A 19516-nucleotide genomic window follows, 5' to 3' on the forward strand; every position below is an offset into this window, starting at 1 on the left:
TGGAGCTTTTGGACCTTGGAAAGCTCCTAGCAAACGTGTAAATTCTCCGTTCAGACATGTAAATGCTGATAACAGACGAGTGAACGGAGTATTTACACGTCTGAATGCTCCATTCACTCGTGTAAAAGCTGTTTTTGGACGTTGGAAAGCTGCTGCGCAAGGAGTGGATCTGCGCAATGGAGAAGAAGGAGGAAGCTGTGAATGAGATAAGCGTCTGGATGACCCAGTATCAGCAACCACTGCTGCTGGCTTGCGGCGGCCTGCTTGTTCTTGCCCTGCTGCTCCGGCAGGTGAAAAAGCGCGGAAGAATGCAGCACGTGGCTTTCCTCGCGCTTTTGCTGGTCATGTTTGTTGTAATTTACCCCGCCAAAGACGACCAGGGCATTTGGATTCCCGCAGCGATTACCATACTGGGTATTGCCGCCGTCGCAATCCAGAGCTGGCAGCCAGAATCCGGGTCAAATCCGGTGAAAGACAAGGCTGAAGGAATCGAGCTGCATGAACAGCGGCTGCGGATTGTTGAACAGCAGCTTTTGGCTTTGCAGGCATCGGGCGCGGTGATGGATGACAAAGGGCGGCATCTGCTGGAGCAGGAGCTAAAGGCCGTGCAGGGAAAACTGGCTAATCTCCAGAAGAGCTATGAGGAAAAACAGCGGCTGCTTGAGGAGACCAGCAAGAAGCTGGAGCAAGTGAAGGGCCTTTTGTCGGAAGAGCGGATCAAACAAGCGCAGGCCGAACTCCTGCAAGACAATCCCGCAGAGGCAGAGCAGGTTTTTGATGAAGTAGTGGACAAGGAGGGCAAGCAAGTTGCCCTTGCCGCCTACCAAAGCGGGCAGCTGGCTGAAGGCCGCGTGGATTTCGCCAAGGCCATGCGCATGTACAAGAAGGCGGTGACGCTGGAGGAGGACAACCCAGACTATTTGCTGGCGGCTGGGAAGATGGCCCGCAAGCTCGCGGAGTACAAGCAGGCGCAGGAATGGCTGGAGCGGCTGCTGGAACTGCGGGAGGCGGAGGGGAAAAATGATGCCGCGCTTGGCGACGCGCTGCACGAGCTGGCTTTGCTGCATAAAGACTTGGGGCAATACGCGGCAGCGGAACCGTTGTACCTGCGAGCGATTGCGGTGAAGGAACAGGCTCTTGGAAAAGAGCATCCTGATGTGGCGGATGTGCTGAATGGCTTGGCTGTGCTGTATTGGCGGGAAGGAAAATATGCTGAAGCGGAGCCGATGTATTTGCGTGCTCTTACCGTGAAGGAACAGGCTTTTGGCAAAGAGCATCTGAGCGTGGCGCAGACGTTGAATGACCTTGGCGTATTTCGTTCTGGGCAAGATTGTCTTGCCGAAGCGGAATCGCTACATCTACGCTCTCTTGAAATAAGAGAAAAACATCTCGGCAAAGAGCATCTTTATATAGCAGAAAGTCTTGGTAATCTTGCTACATTAAACAGGAAAAAAGAAAAATATATAGAAGCAGAGGAGTTGTATCTTCGCTCTCTTGCTATCAAGGAAGCTGTTCTTGGTAAAGAGCATCCAAGTGTAGCTGTAACTATAAACAATCTCGCTATACTGTATCGTCAGCAAAGAAAGTTCAAAGAATCTGAGTCCCTATTTCAGCGCGATCTGATAATAACTGAGAAAGCATTTGGCAAGGAGCATCCAGACGTTGCTGTCACTCTGAACACTCTCGCTGAACTTTACCGACTTCAAGGCAAATACGCAGAAGCAGAGCCGCTGCTTCATCGCGCTCTTCAAATTCGTGAGGACAAGCTCGGTAAAGACCATGCTAATGTGGCAACTACCCTGCGCATCATGGCCGATCTCTACCGCGACCAAGGACGATACGCGGAAGCAGAGCCGCTGTACCAACGCGCCCTGTCCATCTTGCAGGAAAAACTCCCTGCCGGGCATTCGCGCATCAGCGGCTGCCAGAAGGACTACGATGACCTGAAACGCAAGATGGCGGGGCAGTAAGGGCGTTTCGCAAAATGTCCCTGCGAGGCGGTTTGGCAGGTTTTGGCCCGGTTTTTGCTCGTTGCCCAGCTGCTGACAAAGGTTTGTAGCCAAGCCAGAACTCTTTGTTGCTTGGCAAAAGAAGGTTGTGGCCGAACAACAAAATGTTCTTGTTAAGCTACAAAGAGTTGTTGCCGAGTAACAACCTTCTCTTGCCGAGCCGCAACCTTTTGTCACTCAGCCAAACACGGCTTGTACTTGGTCACAATCTTTGTTCATCTTGCCAGACTTCGTTGTCAGCTGATTACAGCTGGTTACAACCTGGCACTCAAAATTGTTGGCCGAGGAAAAACCTCATTCAAGGCGGGACTCACCGGCTGCTAACCCCGCTGCCTGCTGGAGTAGCTCGTCTAACCTGTGTGGTGTTGACAAATATTCCCGACTTAGGCCGCATTCAGCCATCATACCGCAGAAGCGGAGGAATTCTTCCATCAAGCGAGTGCTCAACTTGTCCCGATGCTGGATGATCGAGAGCTGTCGCCGGGTGCTGATGCCCTCGATAGCCAGGCTTTTCAGCCAACCATGCTCGGTTTCTCGGCAGATGGTCAGTTCAGACAGGCAAGATGCGCCAACGCCTGCCTCCACTGCTTTTTTAATGGCCTCGGTATGCCCCATTCGCGTGACGACATTCAGTAGGGCCGCGTGATTACCCAACCTAGTCTTGAAAATCTCGGCTGTGCCTGAGCCTTCCTCGCGCAACACCCAGTTGGTTTTCTCCAAATCATCTGGGATACGGAAAACATCCTGGTCTGCCAAGGGATGAGAGGCACTGACGATGACTCGCAGTTCATCTACAAACCAAGGTGTCCGCTGCACGGCCTCGTCAGTCACGCTTCCTTCGACAAAACCGAGATCCATTATCCCTTGGGCCACTAATCGCTCTGCCTGTTGGGTATTGGCTACCAGCATATTGATCCGCACATCTGGGTGCATCCGCATAAACAGGCCGATTGGATAGGGCAGGACATAATTGCCAATGGAAGAACTGGCAATGATCTCCAACGAACCGGCCACGGATTCCTTATTTTCGATCAGCAGTGATTCGATATTTTTGACTTGGAAGGCGATCTTTTTCGCTAAGGGCAGGAGATAGCGGCCTCGGTCGTTGAGCAGCAGACTGCGGCCATGCCGATCAAAAAGCGGGCCTCCCAACTGGCTCTCCAGTTCTGCTAAAGCCATGCTGACCGCTGATTGGGTCAGGAACATCATCTTGCTGGCCTTGGTCACTTGGGTGGTCTCTGCCACCGCAATGAAAATTTCAAACTGCCTGAGGGTGATGGCCATGCTTACTCCTGTCGCCGCCTGCTTGGGCAGCTGATGTTTGCTGATTCTCTATGCCTGCTGCTGATGTTGTCTGGTATGTAGTTGCAATGCCCCCTTACTGTCAAGATAAAAAGCCGCTAGCAGCTCTGAAGATTATTTTTTCTCTGTGAGCGGCTATTCTACCAAGATACTGCACTCTAGCAACATGAGGTGAAAAAAACATTGCACGAGCAGGCGGCACTGTGTTTTAAGTTATACGAGGCGATATTCCGCAGCAAGTACCAACGATGGAGACCTGTTATGATTAGCCTGCTTACTCTCTATGCCAGTGCCGTCTTTCTCGGCGCACTCCACGCTTTTGAACCGGGCCACGGCAAAACCATGATTGCCGCTTATATGATTGGCACGAGAGGCCGGGCTTGGGACGGCGTGGTACTCGGTACTATCGTCACTGTCACGCATACCTTCAGCGTGATCCTGCTGGGTATCGCGGCCATGTTCCTGTCCAAGACCTATGCAGACGAGGTGCTGCACAATTGGCTTGGCCTGCTCTCAGCAGGACTGATCTTGCTTGCAGGCCTTTGGATGCTCCGGCAGCGGTTTTCCGATACCAACCACGGCCATCACCACCCGCATGACGAACACAACCACGCGCATCCGCACGAACACCCCCATGCTGACCCTGTTCAGCATGCGCACAGCCCAGCAGCTGTCCGACCAAAGAGCAAGCTGGAATTGCTTCTCCTGGGCATGTCTGGCGGCATCATTCCTTGCCCAGCAGCTATCGCCACACTGCTGGCCGCCCTTGCTGTTGGCAAGATCGGCCAAGGCCTGAGCGTTACCCTCTTCTTTAGCCTCGGCTTAGGCGGAGTGATGATCACTATTGGCGTGCTGCTCTCGCAAAGCCGCCATCTCGTCGGCAAGATCAGCGACAACCTGGAGCTTGCCCGGAAAATGGGCATTGCCAGCGCGGTACTGATCATCGTCCTCGGCTGCTATGCCTTGTTCCATTCGGTTAAAGATATCTGGTTCTGACGGGATCTCCCTGAAGAGAAAATAGCTGCATTGCATAAGTTGTTTTCTCGACTTGACTTTAAGTAATTTAATTGATCATTATGACTTGATTGCTATTTTAGTCATGATGATCAGGGGTGTTCATTATCATGTTTTAGGTATGGTAACGTATCTGTAATCAATTCTTCATTATGGATTTTTTTATGGCAACAATTTGCATAAAATTGCTTATGCAGGATATCTATTGCAGAAGGTTAGAATTTCCAGTCCCTGCTTCTGCTCTCCACGAAATCTCCTACCAGATATAATGCAAGTGACAAAATTTGTCACTTGTTCTTGAGAGATAAGAATCATTCTCTCTTTGCAACCATTACCGCTGTCTGCGTATTGATTTGATTATATTCAACAAAAACTGAAAAGTAATCTCGCTTAAAAAACTTGCAAACTGGCATAGATTATGCATATGACTTTTTATCCCGATACTATTCAGGAAAAGGCGGAATTTAACTATCCATGTGCATTATGTAAATTTAATAAAACCTATATAGGAAAATGAATAAAAAGAGATTGTTTTTAATATTTTTTGTATGCGAAATACTATACATGGTAGATTATACAGAGATAGAAGATATTTTTTGCTCTGTAAGTATAATACCGGATATGGCCGCCATCGCAGATGGGATGCATATACCAGAGAGAGAAAAAATAAAAAAAAACGATATAAATTTAGAGTTCAAGCAAGAGGAAATAAGAGAAGTTGAAGAATTTAATTCTATTAAAATAGAAAATTTTTTCGGGGACATTCAAATTAACAGCAATAAAGAAAAACATGCGATTGAAATATTAGCTGGAAACAGAACAATTCAATCAATAACAACAGTGGTTAGTGGTGGCCAACTATTGATTATTTTTAATAAAAAAATAAATACAGCAATGCCAGTAAACATATCAATTAATACTCGTAATATATTTTACCTAGATATTCAGAATAGCTCTGTAACTGTAAACATTAACCATGTTAACTCAAAAGAATTTACCTTCCTTGTAAAAGGAGCATCTTCTGTCTCGGCAGATGGGCATGTTGAAAATCTTTATATCTCAGCATTTGGAAGTGTCGATTTATATTTAAAAGAATTGAAATCTAATAAGTGTCGTATTGTTTTAAATGGGACTTCCGATGCTATCGTCAATGTTTCAGGATTGTTGACAGCAGAAATAAATGGAGCTAGCGATATAGTTTATTTTGGGAAGCCAGCTTCTGTCTCAAAAAAAATAAATGGAACTGGCGACATTTCCCCTATTTCTATAGAAATGTAAAAATTTACATAGTTTGGCAGATAATAACTTCTGCCAGATAACAAAAAACATACCTGGAGGAAAAAAGATGAAAAGGTCTATGACAGTTGCAACAGCCATCGTACTGATGAGTTCATGTGCCGCATTTGCATCCGATAATATCGGAGACGTGACCAACAAAGTCAATGCTGGTTATATAGGTTCAGCCGCATATAATTACGGCGGCTATGACTACGGGTTTGGCCCCGAGGCGGTTGCGGGCGGCGTATCTGTAAAAAATTCTTACAATATCGGTGATGTGACTAATAAAGTCGATGCTGGATGGATTTATGCATACGCGGAAGGCACTTCGGAGACAGAAGACGGGACAACAGCGGTTGCTGGCGGTGTTAGTGTCCGGGAGTCTAGTGATATCGGTGATATTTCCAACAAAGTTGCTGCTGGAGGTCTTGAAGCCTACGCAGGAGGAGATTGGGGCACAAGTGCTGTTGCAGGCGGTGTTGATATAAAGGGTTCTGGATCACATTATATCGGCGATGTGACCAATAATGCAAGTGCAGGATATATAGCAGCATCTGCTTGGGGCTATGGTGCCTCTGCGGCAGCTGGCGGCATTGGGCTTCGAGACGCTTGGTATGTGGGAGACGTGAGCAACAAAGTCAGCGCGGCAAATATCGTCGCCAGTGCGGTGGGGAGTAATGCCACAGCTGCGGCTGGTGGCATCAGCGTCACTGACTACGCTCAATACATCGGCGATATAACCAATAAGGTGACTGCTGGAGGAGATATTATAGCCTATGCATGGCCTGACGGCGCAACCGCAACTGCTGGTGGTGTTGTCGTTAAATCCTCTAATGGCGTGGGAAATATAACCAACAAGATTGACGCAGGAGGCAGTATCTATGCGGAGGCTAATGGCTTCAACTCAATAGCTGCCGCTGGCGGGGTTGACATTCAATATGCTTCTAATGTCGATGATGTGACAAACAGCGTCAGCGCAGGTGATATCTATGCTATAGCATCAGGTGACGGCATGACATCTGTTTCTGGCAGCGTGGTAGTTCGGTAGAGCAGAGCGGTACAACTAGTAGTGATTGCCAAGATTTCATCTTGGCAATCACTGCTATGAATGATTTAATCTTTTTATAAAAAAGTCGATGGTAAAAAATGAAAATATATTTTGTAGTGGCAGCTACATTGATATTCTTTGAATGTTCAATATGCCTTGCGTTAGATTTGGATGATGACATAGATATTGATGATTCTATAGAATCATACCATGAGATGGGAAAAATCCAAAAAAATGTCAACTACGTTGTTCGGAACGCTATCAGCAAAGCTTATGTCAGGATGAATTCTGACGACATGCTAATATATGATCCTGACAATTCGTCTGAGACTAACGCTGTTGGCAGCATAATAGTTGGTCCTGGAAGCAAGGTTCAAGGGGATATTATATTGATTGATCAGTCAAGAGGAAATAAATCAGCTGTATCAAGAAGATAATTTCGTGCAAGCAGAAACCCATAGCGTCTCTGGTTTACAGAGATGCTGCTTTTTTTATACTATGAAAAAAATAACCTATACAGTCTTGTTTGTTTTAATTTTTCTTTCAGGGTGCGCAAAGATTGACCCGCGTCATGTTGAAATCGAGATACCTTCTGGAACTCCAGAGTTGAAGGAAACTGAATTGAGTCAAGCACTCAAGAAACTCGGAATGATGACAGAGGTATACGGAGTTAAAGCGCGGGTAATGATTGACAAGATAAGCGACAACACTGGAAGCGCAGAACATACAAAAGCTGAGATTCCATACGATATTACTCAAATGACTGTCAGTGCCTTGAATCTTATAGGAGGCAATATCATATTCATTCCTTATCGACCAGATTTGATTGTAAACTTAAAAAATTTAGGGTTTAACAATCTTGAAAGAAAAATTAATCCTTCTGTAATTATAACTGGAGGAATCACAGAGTTTGACAGAGGATTAGAAACGCAGGAGGATTCAACAAATATCGGCTACGAAACAGATAAATTTGGAGAGAAGTCTCCATTCGGAATAGATCACATGCAGGGGGAAAAACGGAGTATTGCAAGCATAACCATTGATTATAATATGATAGACATTGAAACGATGAGTGGTCTGCCTGGAATACAAACAGCAAACACCATGCAGGTGCATAAAGGGATCGGCAAGAAAGAGCTTGGATTTACGCTCTTTGGTCCAACGCTTGGTTTAAAGGGGGAAATGAAAAAAGTTGAAGGAAGACATGCCGCCTTGCGTCTTCTTGTGCAGTCAAGTATGATTCAGATCATAGGGAAATATCTCGATCTTCCATACTGGAGATTGCTTCCAGGGGTTAAACCTGATCCTGTAGTTGAAATGTATATAAAAAAAGGCTGGCATTACCAAATGAACGAAGATGCACGTATAAAAAAGATACAAGAACTTTTATTTCTTCATGGGTATGAATATGTAGATAGAACAGGGGTAGTTGATAACTTGACAATAAGAGCGATAGATAATTTTTTAAAGAAAAAAAAAGTAATTATAAAATCTTTCAAAGAAATCTATTTTAGTTTATATAAAATGTTGTACTATTCAGTGCCACTAGATGATGCGGCTCTTAACAGAAGATATATTCTAATAATAAAAAACAAAACACCTCCCCTCCCCAAAATGGGCGGTGCATCAGACCAGCAGCACAGCAATGAAACCAAAAAATAAAAAAATAACTCATGAGATCGGTTTCGTATTGAACGGGCCAACGATTTTTTTATTCAACTGCGTAACTCCTAAGATGAACAGACAATCCCCAAAAGGGAAATGACAAGCATCTGTTCGTAGAACAACTTGGTAGAGGTTAGGCAACGCTTCTGTCGTTGCCTAACATAACGACTGAGGGAGAAACCTACTCTCCCTCCTCTTCGGCGGCCTTACCCCTCTTCTCTTTTGCCTCCTGTTCTATATGGTTGCTGCCAACTAACCACTCTTATTTGCCTGGCCACAAAAGGTTGTTGTTAAGCCGTAAAGAAGTTTGGCTCGGCAAGAGAAGGTTCTTGCCAAGCAACAAAAGGTATTGGCCGAACTCCTTTCTTGTTTAGCCACAAACGAGTTTGGCTCGACAAGAAAGGAGTTCGGCCAAGCAAGACTCCTTTGCGGCTTAACAAGAACCTTCTCTTGCCGAGCAACACAAGGCTATTGCTCGGCCACAACCTTCTTTGGTTAAGCAAGAACCTTCTTCTGTTCGGCAACACACCTCTGTCAGCAGCTTTAGCTCATCCTTAAACTCCCTTTAACCCTTTACTCTGAAAGGACAATCCCCATGCAGCAGGCAGAACTGCGCTTTATTGGTATTGTGCACGGCGACATCCTCCGCCTTGAGGATGCACCGCCCTTTTATGATGAGTCAGAGCACACTGGCACGCTGGAGATTTTCCCTACATACCAGGACGGGCTGCTTGGCATTGCGGCTGGCGATACCATCTTGGTGCTGTTCTGGCTGCATCTGGCAGAGCGCAGCATTCTCCAGGTCTATCCGCGAGGTGACAAAGCACGTGGTCTGCATGGCGTGTTTGCCACCCGCAGCCCAATGCGGCCTAACCCTATTGCGGTTTCCGAGCTGAAGGTACTGGCCGTGCAGGGGAATCGGGTGGAGGTTGCTGGCTTGGATATTCTGGACGGCACCCCTGTGCTGGATATCAAAAGACGAAGTAAACGGTAAGGCACTCTCCTTCTCTACCTTGTTAGCTCCTGCTGCATTTTCCTGTTGCTTTTCAGACAGTCAGCAGTAGAATGACCCCTTCTGATATCAAGACGGCATATTTTGCCGCAGCGGTTCACCAACGTAGAGTTCTCATCCAAGGAGGATGCAGCCATGAAGTACCTATTTGTCTTGCCCGCCGTTGTCTCTCTGGTGTGCAGTTTATCCCCAGCGCAGGCTCATGAACTGCCTGAAGGCGCAGCTCCTCTGGAGAAGTCCGAGCAGTGTGCAGCCTGTCACCCGGCGATTTTCAAGGAATGGCAGGAGTCCTTTCATGCCAAGTCATCGGTACATAAGGACTCAGCCCATAAAACCATGCACCAGGCCTTTGTTAAGGCCATGACGGCTAAGGGCAAGAAGGGCAACTATCACTGCGCCACCTGCCATGCGCCTATGTCTGATAACTTGAAGGCCCTGATGGAAGGAGATGCCGAGCCAGACAGCAGCAACTGGACGCAAGCCGAAGGTGTGGGCTGTACCTTCTGTCATCGGATCGAATCCATCGTAACCAAGAAGAGCTGTTATAATCAGTATAAACTCAATCCAGATGCTACCTACCAGACCAGTCGGCCAGCCAAAGCTGCACCCCACAAGACCGGCCAGAATGCCCTGTTTGCCAGCGGCCAAGTCTGCATGGGTTGCCATAGCCAGTATATCAACCCGCACGAAGTGCCGATCTGCATCATGACAGAGGAAGGCAAAGGCGACTGCCTCGTCTGTCACATGACCCAGGTCGAAGGCAGCCCGGCAGTAGGGTCAGCAGCTAAGACGCATCTTTCCCACCGGGTACTGGGTGGGCATGATCTGGAGATGCTGCAAAAGGCCGCAGAGCTAGAGGTGAAGATCGAGACCAAGGACAAGGAGCGCACCATTAGCGTGACCGTGAAGAACATCACCGAGCATACCTTCCCCTCGACCAACCCGATGCGGATGGCCTTTGTCAAAGTGCGGGCCAAGGATGCCAAGGGTACAGTGCTCTGGGAGAACTTTAAGCAGGATCCGCTACAGGAAGACAAACAGGCCGTGTTCTTCAAGGCGTTTAAGGCAGGTGACAAGGTGGGAGTACCGTCCTGGGAAGCTGAAGCCTTGGCCTTTGATACCCGACTGAAGACGGGCGAGACCCGCACCCTCACCTATCCGATCTACAGCCCAGCTGTCAGTGAGATCGAGGCCGAGCTTATCTACTTGCTCTTCCCTCCCAAGGCGATTGAGGGCTTTGGTATTCCCAAGGATGGGGTGAACGATAAGCGTTACTCAGTGGCCAAGAAGTCGGTGAAGATGTAACGAAGATGCTGTGACGGTTGGTCACAGCACGGTGCGGTCAAAAGTCGCACTCTAGTGCAACCAGCCGTTGCATTACTATGCAACCAACCGTTCGATTACTATGGAACCGGTTGCCTCACTACAGTGAGGCAACCTTGCTTAGGAGTGATAACGCTCAAACTGCACGGCGACTCTTGCGGAGGTAGGCTACCCAATAGACTGCGCCGACCTGCACTGCGCCGCCGACAATGTTCCCTAGGGTAGCCATGATGATATTGGTGATACAGCCGAAGCCTGAGATGAGGTTGTTGTCATCTAGGATAAGACCGTAGGGCAGGAAGAACCAGTTGGCAATGGAATGCTCAAAGCCAAGGGTGACGAAAGCAGCCACAGGCAGGAAGATGGCCATGATCTTGTCCATTACACTGCGGCCACCCATAGCCAGCCAGACCGCCAGACAGACTAGAGCATTGCAGAACATCCCCCGGAGGAAGGCCTCGATCAGAGTGAGGTGCGACTTGCCTGCCGCAATCTTGACGGCAGTCAGGCCGACTGCCCCATCACCGAGGTTATCTACGCCAGCCAGCACCACTAGCACCACCGTGATAACCGCGCCAACCACATTGCCGAGATAGGAGTAGCACCAGTTACGCAGGACGCTACTCGTGCTAATCTGGCCGCTGGCCCAAGCCATGGTCAGCAAGTTGTTGCCCGTGAATAACTCGGCCCCGCCCACTACCACCAGAATCAGCCCAAGACTGAAGCTCAAGCCACCCAGCAACCGGGTTATGCCAAAGCCCAGCTGGGAGTTGGTGATTACCACAGTATAAAAGAGCGAGCCGATGGCGATAAACGCGCCGGCCAGCATTGCCAGCACCAGCAGGGTTAGGGTATCAGCATGGGCTTTTCTGACTCCCATCCCCTCTATCTTACGGGCAATATCGTCGGGCGAATAGGCATCGCTAAGGCCGTGTCCGGTGTCCATGAATTCTCCTCCTTGTTGAGTTCTCTCCTGCCACTGGGCAGTCCTGATTCACCTAAGATGATGCAGCGATTCAGTTTCAATGATACCGCAAGGGACTCTAAAGAGGAAGGGCTTCTTACAGGCGTGGGGCTGCTGCGTTCGCTCCTTTCTTGCTCGCTGGCAAAGGAGTTGTACTCGGCAGAAGAGGAGTTTGAGCGAGCCGCAAAGGAATCTTGCCGATTAAGAAAGGAGTTGTACTCGGCAGAAGAGGAGTTTGGCTTGGCCAAACTTCTTTCTTGATGAGCCACAAAGGAGTTTGGCCGACTAACACTCCTTTGCAAGTCGGCAAAACTCCTCTCTTGCCAAGCCAAACTCCTTGGTTATCGAGCCAAAAAACTGCGTTTATAGCTCTGCGGCCTTCTTTAACGCCGTCAGCAGGACATCCCGGCGGTTGTCATCGAGTTTGACCGGAATGGGATAAACCAGCGTGCGGTTCATCAGCTCGCAAGAGGCGGGCAGGGCGGTTGGGGCGTAGATTACTCTGCGTTTACCGTGCGCGGCAAAGGGCCAGCCGTTGTTTGCCAAGGTTTTGCCGTCGATAAGATGCTCCCAGGAGGGGTAGAAATGCCAGGTGTTTTCGCCGAAATTGATTGCCCCGGCGTTGTGCTCGCGCAGCACCTGATTGACCTTGGCGGCTTGGGCCTTGTCTGGCAGCATAAAGGCGAAGAAGGTGGCGGAATCCCCCTGCTCATCGAGAATTTCGCGGAAGCTGACCCCGGCCAGCTTTGATGCGGCCTCCTTCAGGATCGCCTTATTCTTGCGCTGCTCGGCCACGATCATGTCCAGCTTCGCCAATTGCGCCAGACCAATCGCCCCCTGAATCTCCATCATCCGGTAGTTGAAGCCAATAAACCGCCGCCCTTCGCCGCCGCGCCCGCCAGGATTGGCAACGTGGTCATGCCCGTGATCGTGGTACTCTGAGCAGCTGCGCCACAGCTCCTCGTTGTTGGTAATGACCATGCCGCCCTCGCCAGTGGTCATGGTCTTGACCGGATCAAAGGAAAAGGTGCCGCAATGCCCGAAGGTACCGAGATGCTGGCCATACAAGCGCGCTCCGGCTGCCTGGGCAGTGTCTTCCAAGACTGGGATGCCGTGCTTGTCGGCAATCGCATTGATTTCCTTGATCCGCGCCTGCGCCCCAAGCATGTGCACCGGGATGATGGCCTTGGTTTTCGGCGTGATCTTCTTCTCCAAGTCCGCCGGGTCCATGTTCAGGGTCTGATCCACCTCGGTAAAAACCGGGATAGCTCCGATGTCTAAGATGGCCTCCCAGGTGGCAACAAAGGTGAAGCCCTGGGTGATGACTTCATCGCCAATGCCCACGCCGAGGGCGGCCAAGCCTACCTTAAGCGCGGCGGTGCCGGAAGTCACGGCCTGCGCATGAGCCGCGCCAGTATATTGAGCAAACGCCTGCTCAAATTCGCGCACCTTGTACACGCCCTTGCGCTGCGGCCCAAATTCATAACGGAACAGCACGCCGGTGTCGAACACCTCCAGAGCCTGCCGCTTTTCCTCTTCGCCAAAGACCTCAAAACCAGGCATAATCGTTCCTCGTGTTGTCTTATTTCAATCTGAAACCGTCACAGTTGCCGCTTGAAACGCCTCTCGGCACGCTTTCCGCGCCTCATTGTTCACTTGCCATGCCTCATGTCACGCTTGCAACGTCACGCGGCACGCATGAAACGTCACATTTCACACTTAACATACCTCTCGGCACGCTTTCTGCGCCTCATTGTTCGCTTGCTGTGCCTTATGTCACGCTTGAAACATCACGGGGCGATCGTGACATGGCTCGTTGCACGCTTGAAACTCCGCGTTGCGCGCTTAACATGCCTCTCGGCACGCTTCCTGTACCCTATTGCACGCTTGCAACGCCTCATTGCAAGCGTCAAATGCCCCATTGTCAGCAGGCGGCAGGGCATTCTCAACCGAAAAGAATCCGCTTGAATCACTGAAAGCCGCCTTTAATGTTTCAGAAGCGAATGCTCATATATCGAGCCGTTTCCGCACCTTATTGTTTTCGTCGCAGAGGAGAATGGTCGGCTCGAACCCGGCCAACTCGTTCTCCTCATATTGGCCATAGGTGACAATAATCACCAGATCGCCGACATGTCCCTTGCGGGCCGCCGCCCCGTTCAGGCCGATCACCCCGGAGCCAGCCTTGCCCCGGATGGCGTAGGTTTCAAATCGTTCGCCGTTGTTGATATTATAGACGTAGATCTGCTCGAACTGGATGATACCAGCGGCCTTCAGCAAATCTTCGTCAATGGTCATACTGCCGTCGTAGTTCAGATCCGCCTGAGTGACTGTCACCCGGTGGATCTTGGATTTAAGCATTGTGCGCTGCATAAAATGATGGTGAAAATAGAAGTTCTCGCTGATGCAACGAGAGAAGATTGATCAGTTCAGCTATATCTTGACGAAATACGGAATGATCAGCAAGATGAATCCGACAAGCAGCATTAGGTAGATATTCGAGATGAAATATGGGAACACGCACAGCACCATTCCAATGCAAAGAGGAACAAATGCCTGCTGTTTTTTTCCATAAATAAAATATCCAGAACCGATGGCTCCAAACATTATTCCCCAGAAGAGCTGCGCCGGAGTGCCCATGTTATTTCCTTGAGGAATTAATCAGCTCGCAAACACTTGAGCAAAATCAACGATTATTCCTTCAGCTTCAACAATATCTTCGTGAAACAGCTTCTGCTCGTTGCTGCTGACAACAAAAATGCTTCTGCCATACGGCTCCACTGTCCAGACTGTTTTGATCCCGGCCTTGACCAGCACCTTTGCTTTCTCCAACAATTCTTGAATACTTTGGCTGGAGGAAATCACTTCAATTGCCAAGACAGGCAGTTCTTTCATCCGCAGAATGTCTTCAAAGAAGTTCGGCTTAATCTTCTCTTTCTTAAAAACAGAAATGTCAGGTGTTAGCCCGTTTTCTATGTCCAGCGTCAATTCCGGCAATGGCTGCAATGATTCGTCGCGAAGAAGCTGACGTATGATTTGTGCGCAGATATAACTGTGATTGAGCGAAGGCATTTCTTGTACCTGATTTTCTGCAACCGCCTGCGTATCCTCAAGCATGATTACCACCGTAGCTGTCAGAATAATGCACGGCCAGCCAAATTGTCAGCCTATCCGGGTCTGTCCAAGCGACTTTATGTTTCTCGTGGGCAGGGATATACAGGAAATCTCCTTTGTTCAGCGTCACCTGCCTGCCGTCTGCAAACAAAATAGTTCCAGCTCCTTCTAAAACAAGCAACCACTCGTTGTCCTCTTGATCGTACCAGCCGGATGCGGGCGACGTATGCCCTTTGGAAACAATGCGCTCAATGCGGATGTTTTTGTCACGCAGCAGTTCTGAAAAGACTTCCGAGTCTAACTCAGCGGGCAGGGAAGCGAAGATATTTGTCATTACGCTGCGATAATCATTTCAGTAAAATTTATTTTTGAAAATGGCTTCATCAGTTAACTGTATTGACTGAGCAGCTTCGCGCAATAATTGTTCAAACTCTCGCCATGCTGTAAAGCACGTACAGCCAGCTTTTGGTGCAAGTCTTGCCCCACCTTCAAGAAGAACTCACCGCTGAACTTCTTCGCCGCCGTCGCTTCAGGTAAGGGAAGGCGGTCTTCCTGATGGATGGCAATCCATTCATCAACAGCCTGACAAAGTTCCTGATAGACAGAAGTTTCGTCGTCGCCATGAACACCGCCGTGCATGAGGCCGGGACAGCGTCCAATGTAGCATTGATCGTCCTCGCTCCACTCAACAATTTTCAAATACCTGTCCGCCAACTTTTTCATTTATTTTTCCACCTCTGCTGTCACCCTTTCCACATCTTTTTCCTGATAGGGCTTGGCATCATCGCCGCTCTTTCCTGACAAAGTGAGTTTGATGCCCTGCGGATGAATGAAGTTTCTGTGGCTACCCTTGCCGCCACGGTCAACGAATCCATGCCGTTGTAGTTCTTCAATCAGCTCTCTGATCTTCTTTGGCATGTTTCAGACCAGTACTTTGCCATTGTCAATCAGCCGCACCTTGCCGCCGATCTTCACCGCCAAGGCCAGCACTGTTTCCTCGTCAATCTCGGCGACTTCCTGCAAGGTATCTTGATGAACAAAGCTGATGTAATCCACCGTTGTTTCCGGGAAGGAATGGATGAAGTCCCGAAGCGCGGCAGTCAGCCGCTCCGCGCTGCGCTCGCCTTCGGCAGCCATTTTGCGGGCCAAGACGATGGCGCGGGAGAGACTGAGCGCGGCTTCCCGCTGCTGCGGCGCAAGATAGGTGTTGCGCGAACTCATCGCCAGACCGTCTGCCTCGCGGACTATCGGATGCGCAACTATCTCCACGCCCAGATTGAGATCGGCAGTCATCCGGCGGATGACTGCGAGCTGCTGCCAGTCCTTCTCGCCGAATATGGCCAGATCAGGTCGGACAATGCTGAAGAGCTTGCAGACCACCGTGGCCACCCCGGCGAAATGACCGGGACGGGACGCGCCGCAAAGCTGGCCGGTCAGCTCCGTGCCCACCATCACCGTGGTGTTGAAACCAGCGGGATACATGCCCACCGCTTCTGGGGCAAAGAGCACAGCCACGCCCGCTGCTTCGGCCATTGCGCAGTCTCGCTCGAAGTTCCTCGGATAAGCGGCTAAATCCTCCTGCGGGCCAAACTGGGTCGGATTAACAAAAAGACTCACCGCGACCTGATCGGCAAGCTGCCCAGCCCTACGCATCAGGCTGAGATGTCCTTCATGGAAAAAGCCCATCGTCGGTACCAAGCCGATACGTTGTCCCGATTTGGCCTGCTCCTTGGCCCACGCGGTCATTTCAGCGGGATGACGGATGATCCGCATATCACACCCTATTTTAGAGATCATTTGCGCAACTGGTGCGTCTCCACTAAAAACACCGCAAGGGTTGACGCTGCGCCCACTGCAAGTTTGGCGTGGCGTGATGTCAAACCGCCAGCAGTGCCAATTCTGCCATGCCCAGTACCATACTGATTGCGAAGCTCTGCAATCCCTTGAGTTATCGTGGCAAGATTGCTCAGAAGGCGTTTTATGGTGTCACTTGCTTTTGCTGCATCTGGAATATCGTTCGGTGTAAGCTGAAGCTCCTTGCTGGTGAGCTTTGCTAACTGAGGAAGGTCAGCGTTGTTTGGAAACTCAACAGACCTTGCCTGGAGAATGGTTTTACAACAGGTTTCTATAAGTTCCTTCGCCGTGCCGATAGCCAGCTCTGGATCGTTGACAACAGAGGACTCCATTCGCGTAATCTGCCGTGCAACATAGCTCGTATCAATTATTCCGTTCAGTACCTGCTTTACTGCTGCAATTCCGGGAACACCAATAACACCAACGGCTCGGCCAGTAAACACAGGCTTTCCAGACATTCGTGTTTTCACGACAAGCTGGTATCCATCATGTTGCAAGCAACTGTTGTAGAGCTGGCACAGTTTTTCTGCCTCTGTAACGTCCGGCCTGACCACAGGATGTATAGTCTCGCAGAGAAACCGCAGAAACAGTTCGTCATCACAACCCATCAAATTAAAGCGACTATCAGAGAATATCCAGTCGTCATCCCAATCAGTTGGATTGTTTATGCGATGCTGCCAGATATCGCCGGAAGCGTCTTTAAAACGCGAATCGAATGAAGGCAGCGAGCTGAGATCAAATAAACGGGCAAGAAATTCTTGCTCTTCCAATCGGCCAGCCCAGTTGATTTGCTCGACAATGATAGCGTCTGCTATATCTCGGCGTGTTATTTGTGTGATCTTCATCACATAACGATTACTTCAGCAGCCGATTCAGGCTGGCTTGGACAAGCTCCTGTTCAGGAAAACTGCGGCCTGCGCCTTCTTTCTTCTCCTTGCCCATTTCAGTCAAGCCCATGTATTGCTGATACATCTGCACGGCTTTGTCCTTGCTGCCCATCGCTTCATAAACCCGGCCTAAGCTGTCCAAGGCCATCGGCTCAAAGCCCTTGAAGCCTTTAAGCTGCTGATACGCCGCCTCTGCCTTGTCGAATTGCTTCTCCTGCTCATAGAGACCACCAAGATTGGCCAACAACAGGGGCTTAAGTGGGCTTTTCGCGGAAATCTTCGCCTCGATAGCAGTCAGTTTGGCAATTGCCTCTTTGGTCTTGCCTGCCTCTTGATCAAGATGGGCCAGGGCAATCTGGCTCCAGGTGCCAGCCGAAGCAGAACCGTAGTCTTCTGCTACCTTTTGCAGAGCGGCGGTCTTCTTCTGGACATCTTCAAGGGCAATCGCCTGATCATAGGCTACGGCAGATTTGTTTGCGTAATAATTACGATATGAGTTGTACAGAGAAGCGGCTGTAACAACTATCGCTACCGCGATGATTACCCGCCAAATCGTCTGCTGGTTCTTCTGTAAAAAGGTGATAACTTCAGGAGGCAGATGCAACTGGTCAAGCACGCCGATCTTGGGCTGATCTTCCAGTCTTACATGAAAAACGTTCTGGGGTTTATTGGCCATGCTTCTCTCTCAAACGGTAGATAGGGTTCTGGTGCTGCCGGGCAGCAGCCTCAAACTCCTGCTTGCAGGAATGAACGGATTATTATACCGTGCAGCCTGAAAAAGACATTAATCTTTTACAGTCTAGCCCCTCATTTTGCCGCTTATGCCCAGCAATCAGCATATCTTCAGCGTGGCCGAACTGGCTACCGCTATCCGCAGCGTCCTGGAGGGCTGCTTTGCCTTGGTCAGCGTGAGCGGAGAGATTTCCAATCTCCGTCAGCCTGCTTCGGCCCATCTCTACTTTACCCTTAAGGACAAGGATGCCCAGCTCAAGGCAGTGCTGTTCCGAATGCAGCGGCGGTATTTGGAACGGCAGCCTAAAGATGGCGATAGGGTGATCTGCCGGGGCAGGTTGTCGGTCTATGAGCAGCGCGGTGACTACCAGTTGATTGTCGAGAGCCTGGAGTTTCAGGGTGCTGGTAGCTTACATCTTGCCTTTGCGCAGCTGAAACACAGACTATCTGAAGAAGGGCTGTTTGCTGAGGAGAACAAGAAGCCGCTGCCGTCCTTGCCTGGCCACATTACCTTGGTGACTTCGCCAAGCGGAGCAGCAGCGCATGATTTCATCCGTGTGGCCCTCGACCGCTGCCCGCAGACGCGAATCAGCATCTATCCAGCCGCAGTGCAAGGCGAGAAAGCCGCAGGAGAACTGCGGGCAGCGATTGCGGAGATCAACCAGCAGGCAGAGCGTGGTCGGTTAGACACCGAAATCATCGTGTTGTGTCGAGGCGGCGGCTCGTTTGAGGACTTGGCCGCCTTTAATGACGAGCAATTGGCGAGGGAAATCCGACGATCAACCATTCCCGTGGTCAGTGCCGTGGGACATGAGATTGATTTTACCATTGCGGATTTCGCTGCTGACCTTCGCGCACCCACACCGAGCGCGGCAGCAGAGATGCTCCTGCCTGATAACGCTGCGCTAGCCGCGCGAACAGCAGAATTAGCCCGCAGACTACACAGAGCCATGAATGCCCTGCTGGCGGAACAACAGACTTGCCTAGCGCAGCTGGCGCAGCGGCTTCATCAGTACAGTCCAGGGCAACGATTAGAGTTGTATCAGCAAAAAACAGGAGAATTGCAGCGGCGGTTAGTACAGGCCATCAAGAGGTTGATCAGCGCAAAAGAGCAGGAGTTGGCGCAAGCAGCAGGGCTGCTGGATGTAGTCAGTCCACTGGCTACGTTAGGGCGTGGGTATGCGGTGGCCAGGAAGAAGAAGGGAGCGCAACCCATCATTACCGCAGGCGAACAGGTACAGCCTGGGGAAGAAATTGAGGTGCTCCTCTGGCAAGGGCGGTTGAGCTGTGTCATCGAGGCTGTTGAGTTATAGCCTC

The 19516-nt window shown here is 50.0% G+C and carries 23 protein-coding genes; 11 read left to right on the forward strand and 12 right to left on the reverse strand.

The window, feature by feature from the left end; genetic code table 11:
- The first annotated feature begins 197 nt into the window (after positions 1-197).
- On the forward strand, positions 198-1970 hold the full coding sequence (locus tag ACNKIB_RS11905; protein WP_417910782.1) for a tetratricopeptide repeat protein: 1773 nt from the start codon (positions 198-200) through the stop codon (positions 1968-1970).
- 333 nt (positions 1971-2303) lie between these two features.
- Here the strand turns inward: ACNKIB_RS11905 and ACNKIB_RS11910 are convergent, their stop codons facing one another.
- Positions 2304-3293, reverse strand: coding sequence for a LysR substrate-binding domain-containing protein (locus tag ACNKIB_RS11910; protein WP_417910783.1), 990 nt, complete (start codon positions 3291-3293; stop codon positions 2304-2306).
- A 279-nt stretch (positions 3294-3572) separates the two neighbouring features.
- Here ACNKIB_RS11910 and ACNKIB_RS11915 point away from each other — a divergent pair, with 279 nt between their 5' ends.
- From ACNKIB_RS11915 to ACNKIB_RS11950, 8 genes are all read left to right on the forward strand, one after another.
- Positions 3573-4307, forward strand: a complete 735-nt coding sequence (locus tag ACNKIB_RS11915; protein ID WP_417910784.1) for a sulfite exporter TauE/SafE family protein — start codon at positions 3573-3575, stop codon at positions 4305-4307.
- Positions 4308-4838: 531 nt separating this feature from the next.
- A complete protein-coding gene (locus ACNKIB_RS11920) occupies positions 4839-5603 on the forward strand; it encodes a GIN domain-containing protein (RefSeq protein WP_417910785.1) in 765 nt (254 codons plus the stop codon).
- Between the two features lie 67 nt (positions 5604-5670).
- Positions 5671-6651, forward strand: coding sequence for a hypothetical protein (locus ACNKIB_RS11925; protein ID WP_417910786.1), 981 nt, complete (start codon positions 5671-5673; stop codon positions 6649-6651).
- A gap of 98 nt (positions 6652-6749) precedes the next feature.
- A complete protein-coding gene (locus ACNKIB_RS11930; RefSeq protein WP_417910787.1) occupies positions 6750-7088 on the forward strand; it encodes a hypothetical protein in 339 nt (112 codons plus the stop codon).
- Positions 7045-8313, forward strand: a complete 1269-nt coding sequence (locus ACNKIB_RS11935; protein WP_417910788.1) for a hypothetical protein — start codon at positions 7045-7047, stop codon at positions 8311-8313. Before ACNKIB_RS11930 ends, ACNKIB_RS11935 begins: the two co-directional genes overlap by 44 nt.
- 310 nt (positions 8314-8623) lie before the next feature.
- Positions 8624-8815 carry a hypothetical protein gene (locus ACNKIB_RS11940; protein ID WP_417910789.1) on the forward strand — a complete coding sequence of 64 codons (192 nt, stop codon included), beginning with the start codon at positions 8624-8626 and terminating at the stop codon, positions 8813-8815.
- A gap of 96 nt (positions 8816-8911) precedes the next feature.
- Positions 8912-9310, forward strand: a complete 399-nt coding sequence (tsaA, locus tag ACNKIB_RS11945; RefSeq protein ID WP_417910790.1) for a tRNA (N6-threonylcarbamoyladenosine(37)-N6)-methyltransferase TrmO — start codon at positions 8912-8914, stop codon at positions 9308-9310.
- Positions 9311-9463: 153 nt separating this feature from the next.
- The gene (locus ACNKIB_RS11950; protein ID WP_417910791.1) at positions 9464-10633 is read left to right on the forward strand and encodes a multiheme c-type cytochrome; all 1170 of its coding nucleotides are present in this window, start codon (positions 9464-9466) and stop codon (positions 10631-10633) included.
- 154 nt (positions 10634-10787) lie between these two features.
- Here the strand turns inward: ACNKIB_RS11950 and ACNKIB_RS11955 are convergent, their stop codons facing one another.
- Positions 10788-11597, reverse strand: coding sequence for a formate/nitrite transporter family protein (locus tag ACNKIB_RS11955; protein WP_417910792.1), 810 nt, complete (start codon positions 11595-11597; stop codon positions 10788-10790).
- 12 nt (positions 11598-11609) lie between these two features.
- Here ACNKIB_RS11955 and ACNKIB_RS11960 point away from each other — a divergent pair, with 12 nt between their 5' ends.
- Complete coding sequence (locus ACNKIB_RS11960) at positions 11610-11876, forward strand: hypothetical protein (protein WP_417910793.1); 267 nt, start codon at positions 11610-11612, stop codon at positions 11874-11876.
- A gap of 102 nt (positions 11877-11978) precedes the next feature.
- On the opposite strand, the gene ACNKIB_RS11965 is transcribed toward ACNKIB_RS11960, so the two are convergent.
- From ACNKIB_RS11965 to ACNKIB_RS12010, 10 genes are all read right to left on the reverse strand, one after another.
- Complete coding sequence (locus ACNKIB_RS11965) at positions 11979-13178, reverse strand: DegT/DnrJ/EryC1/StrS family aminotransferase (RefSeq protein WP_417910794.1); 1200 nt, start codon at positions 13176-13178, stop codon at positions 11979-11981.
- 444 nt (positions 13179-13622) lie between these two features.
- Positions 13623-13985, reverse strand: coding sequence for an aspartate 1-decarboxylase (panD, locus tag ACNKIB_RS11970; protein WP_417910795.1), 363 nt, complete (start codon positions 13983-13985; stop codon positions 13623-13625).
- Positions 13986-14045: 60 nt separating this feature from the next.
- A complete protein-coding gene (locus ACNKIB_RS11975; protein ID WP_417910796.1) occupies positions 14046-14252 on the reverse strand; it encodes a hypothetical protein in 207 nt (68 codons plus the stop codon).
- Positions 14253-14273: 21 nt separating this feature from the next.
- Positions 14274-14729 carry a Uma2 family endonuclease gene (locus ACNKIB_RS11980; RefSeq protein ID WP_417910797.1) on the reverse strand — a complete coding sequence of 152 codons (456 nt, stop codon included), beginning with the start codon at positions 14727-14729 and terminating at the stop codon, positions 14274-14276.
- Positions 14722-15060, reverse strand: a complete 339-nt coding sequence (locus ACNKIB_RS11985; RefSeq protein WP_417910798.1) for a cupin domain-containing protein — start codon at positions 15058-15060, stop codon at positions 14722-14724. The genes ACNKIB_RS11980 and ACNKIB_RS11985 overlap by 8 nt, the downstream gene beginning before the upstream one ends.
- A 53-nt stretch (positions 15061-15113) precedes the next feature.
- Complete coding sequence (locus ACNKIB_RS11990) at positions 15114-15449, reverse strand: type II toxin-antitoxin system HicB family antitoxin (protein WP_417910799.1); 336 nt, start codon at positions 15447-15449, stop codon at positions 15114-15116.
- The gene (locus ACNKIB_RS11995; RefSeq protein ID WP_417910800.1) at positions 15450-15644 is read right to left on the reverse strand and encodes a type II toxin-antitoxin system HicA family toxin; all 195 of its coding nucleotides are present in this window, start codon (positions 15642-15644) and stop codon (positions 15450-15452) included.
- Between the two features lie 3 nt (positions 15645-15647).
- A complete protein-coding gene (panC, locus tag ACNKIB_RS12000; protein WP_417910831.1) occupies positions 15648-16499 on the reverse strand; it encodes a pantoate--beta-alanine ligase in 852 nt (283 codons plus the stop codon).
- A 20-nt stretch (positions 16500-16519) separates the two neighbouring features.
- Complete coding sequence (locus tag ACNKIB_RS12005; protein WP_417910801.1) at positions 16520-17425, reverse strand: abortive infection family protein; 906 nt, start codon at positions 17423-17425, stop codon at positions 16520-16522.
- Positions 17426-17435: 10 nt separating this feature from the next.
- Entirely contained in the window at positions 17436-18143 is a 708-nt protein-coding gene (locus ACNKIB_RS12010) for a YfgM family protein (RefSeq protein WP_417910802.1), read from the reverse strand.
- A 145-nt stretch (positions 18144-18288) separates the two neighbouring features.
- Between ACNKIB_RS12010 and xseA the strand changes: the two genes are divergently transcribed.
- The gene (gene xseA / locus ACNKIB_RS12015) at positions 18289-19512 is read left to right on the forward strand and encodes an exodeoxyribonuclease VII large subunit (protein WP_417910803.1); all 1224 of its coding nucleotides are present in this window, start codon (positions 18289-18291) and stop codon (positions 19510-19512) included.
- Positions 19513-19516: the final 4 nt, after the last annotated feature.

This window comes from Candidatus Electronema sp. PJ (assembly GCF_048287395.1).
GTDB lineage: Bacteria > Desulfobacterota > Desulfobulbia > Desulfobulbales > Desulfobulbaceae > Electronema.

Coding starts and splice junctions, on each gene's coding strand:
- ACNKIB_RS11910 (WP_417910783.1), bottom strand. CDS start 3,293: ATGGCCATCACCCTCAGGCAGTTTGAAATTTTCATTGCGGTGGCAGAG.
- ACNKIB_RS11915 (WP_417910784.1), top strand. CDS start 3,573: ATGATTAGCCTGCTTACTCTCTATGCCAGTGCCGTCTTTCTCGGCGCA.
- ACNKIB_RS11920 (WP_417910785.1), top strand. CDS start 4,839: ATGAATAAAAAGAGATTGTTTTTAATATTTTTTGTATGCGAAATACTA.
- ACNKIB_RS11925 (WP_417910786.1), top strand. CDS start 5,671: ATGAAAAGGTCTATGACAGTTGCAACAGCCATCGTACTGATGAGTTCA.
- ACNKIB_RS11930 (WP_417910787.1), top strand. CDS start 6,750: ATGAAAATATATTTTGTAGTGGCAGCTACATTGATATTCTTTGAATGT.
- tsaA (WP_417910790.1), top strand. CDS start 8,912: ATGCAGCAGGCAGAACTGCGCTTTATTGGTATTGTGCACGGCGACATC.
- ACNKIB_RS11950 (WP_417910791.1), top strand. CDS start 9,464: ATGAAGTACCTATTTGTCTTGCCCGCCGTTGTCTCTCTGGTGTGCAGT.
- ACNKIB_RS11955 (WP_417910792.1), bottom strand. CDS start 11,597: ATGGACACCGGACACGGCCTTAGCGATGCCTATTCGCCCGACGATATT.
- ACNKIB_RS11965 (WP_417910794.1), bottom strand. CDS start 13,178: ATGCCTGGTTTTGAGGTCTTTGGCGAAGAGGAAAAGCGGCAGGCTCTG.
- panD (WP_417910795.1), bottom strand. CDS start 13,985: ATGCAGCGCACAATGCTTAAATCCAAGATCCACCGGGTGACAGTCACT.
- ACNKIB_RS11975 (WP_417910796.1), bottom strand. CDS start 14,252: ATGGGCACTCCGGCGCAGCTCTTCTGGGGAATAATGTTTGGAGCCATC.
- ACNKIB_RS11980 (WP_417910797.1), bottom strand. CDS start 14,729: ATGCTTGAGGATACGCAGGCGGTTGCAGAAAATCAGGTACAAGAAATG.
- ACNKIB_RS11985 (WP_417910798.1), bottom strand. CDS start 15,060: ATGACAAATATCTTCGCTTCCCTGCCCGCTGAGTTAGACTCGGAAGTC.
- ACNKIB_RS11990 (WP_417910799.1), bottom strand. CDS start 15,449: ATGAAAAAGTTGGCGGACAGGTATTTGAAAATTGTTGAGTGGAGCGAG.
- ACNKIB_RS11995 (WP_417910800.1), bottom strand. CDS start 15,644: ATGCCAAAGAAGATCAGAGAGCTGATTGAAGAACTACAACGGCATGGA.
- panC (WP_417910831.1), bottom strand. CDS start 16,499: ATGCGGATCATCCGTCATCCCGCTGAAATGACCGCGTGGGCCAAGGAG.
- ACNKIB_RS12005 (WP_417910801.1), bottom strand. CDS start 17,425: ATGAAGATCACACAAATAACACGCCGAGATATAGCAGACGCTATCATT.
- ACNKIB_RS12010 (WP_417910802.1), bottom strand. CDS start 18,143: ATGGCCAATAAACCCCAGAACGTTTTTCATGTAAGACTGGAAGATCAG.
- xseA (WP_417910803.1), top strand. CDS start 18,289: ATGCCCAGCAATCAGCATATCTTCAGCGTGGCCGAACTGGCTACCGCT.